This is a genomic window from Pseudomonas entomophila (genome assembly GCF_029478665.1).
In the GTDB taxonomy this organism is placed as follows: domain Bacteria; phylum Pseudomonadota; class Gammaproteobacteria; order Pseudomonadales; family Pseudomonadaceae; genus Aquipseudomonas; species Aquipseudomonas entomophila_F.
Genome location: NZ_JARPQB010000113.1, coordinates 1 through 1,452 on the forward strand (window position 1 = coordinate 1; position 1,452 = coordinate 1,452).

The following is a 1,452-nucleotide window of genomic DNA, read 5'->3' on the forward strand; positions in this document are numbered from 1 at the left end:
TGTAATTGAATGGACTCGCCCCCGCCGAGGCATCACAGTGCCACGGTGGCGTTCGAAGAAGCCAACGGCAGCGAGGGCGAGACCATGAAAAAGCATAGTTCGAAGCACCAATCCCTGTCTTCTACTGATGTAGAGCTTTGCACAACCATCTGCGTAGACCTGGCCAAGCAGGTCTTCCAGCTGGCCGGCGAGGACGCCACCGGCCGAGTGATCTACGAAGATCGCATCAAATCCCGTCAGGCCTTCCATGATTTACTGCTCAAACTGCCAGTGACAGTGGCCGTCTTGATGGAGTGCGGTCCAGGTGCGCAAGCTTGGGCCAGACTGCTGCAGGCCAAGGGTAATCCGGTTCGAATCTTGCCCGCGCAACGAGTGGCCGAACACCGAAGCGGCGCGAAGAACGACCGTAACGATGCACATGCCATTTTGCGTGCCGGTCGCGATAGCAGTATTGCCTCGATACCGATCAAGAGCACCACAGCACTGGCCATTCAAGCGCTGCACCGTGTCCGGCGTGGCAATATCAAGCGGCATACAGCGTTGGGTAACCAAATGCGTGGTTTGCTGCTTGAGCATGGGGTATCCATGCCCCAAGGCGATGCCGCGATCAGCAAGCATGTGCCGCAGGCGCTGGAGGATGCCTCTTTACCCCTGCCTGACGTGTTGCGCGAGTTACTCGATGAACTGTTGGCTGACTGGCTCTCTTTAGGCGAGCGTATTACGACGTTGAGTAGGCGGCTCGAAAAGACGGCACAGGAGGATGAAGTCGCGCAACGACTGATCACCATTCGCGGCGTCGGCCCGATCATTGCCACAGCGATCGTGGCGAAGCAGACGGAGCCCAGTCGATTCGCCAGCGGCCGAATGTATTCCGCGTTCTTCGGTATCGTGCCCGATCAGCACAGCAGCGGAAACAAAATCAGGCTGGGCAGGATGAGCAAGCGAGGTGACGGCTATATACGCAGTCTGATGATTCAGGGAGCGCATGCTGTCTTGAGTCAGCTAAGGCCTGATTCCGATCAGCCAGACGATCGCCGCCTCTTGCGTTGGTTATCCCGTCTTGGGCGCAAGGAGGCGGCGATCAGACTGGCTAATCGAAATCTGCGCATTATCTGGTCACTGCTGCAAAGTGACCAAGTTTACCAACGCAGACCGAAAGATCGTACAGAGGCTGCCATGAGCAGTTGATCAACCGAGCAATGCCACCGGTGCGCTGAGCGCTCCAACCCCTGCTAGTGAACATTGACCCTTGGTAAGACCGTCGCAGACTGATGCCTCCGCTCCTACAGGCCAATCTTCAGGCCTCAATGTAAACGGCACGCTGCGAGCTCACCACGATGTTGGCCAGAAGCGAGAAGCTTCCCAGAATAGGCCTGATACATAGATGCAACCGGGTTCCTATGTTCAAAAGCAGCTAGACAGTGTGGGCGAGTCCATACATAGGAGCGGCTT

1 protein-coding gene is annotated in these 1,452 nt (G+C 56.9%); it reads left to right on the top strand.

From position 1 onward, the window contains the following. The first annotated feature begins 84 nt into the window (after nt 1-84). On the top strand, nt 85-1,188 hold the full coding sequence (locus tag P5705_RS26110) for an IS110 family transposase (protein WP_277463741.1): 1,104 nt from the start codon (nt 85-87) through the stop codon (nt 1,186-1,188). The last annotated feature ends 264 nt before the right edge of the window (nt 1,189-1,452 follow it).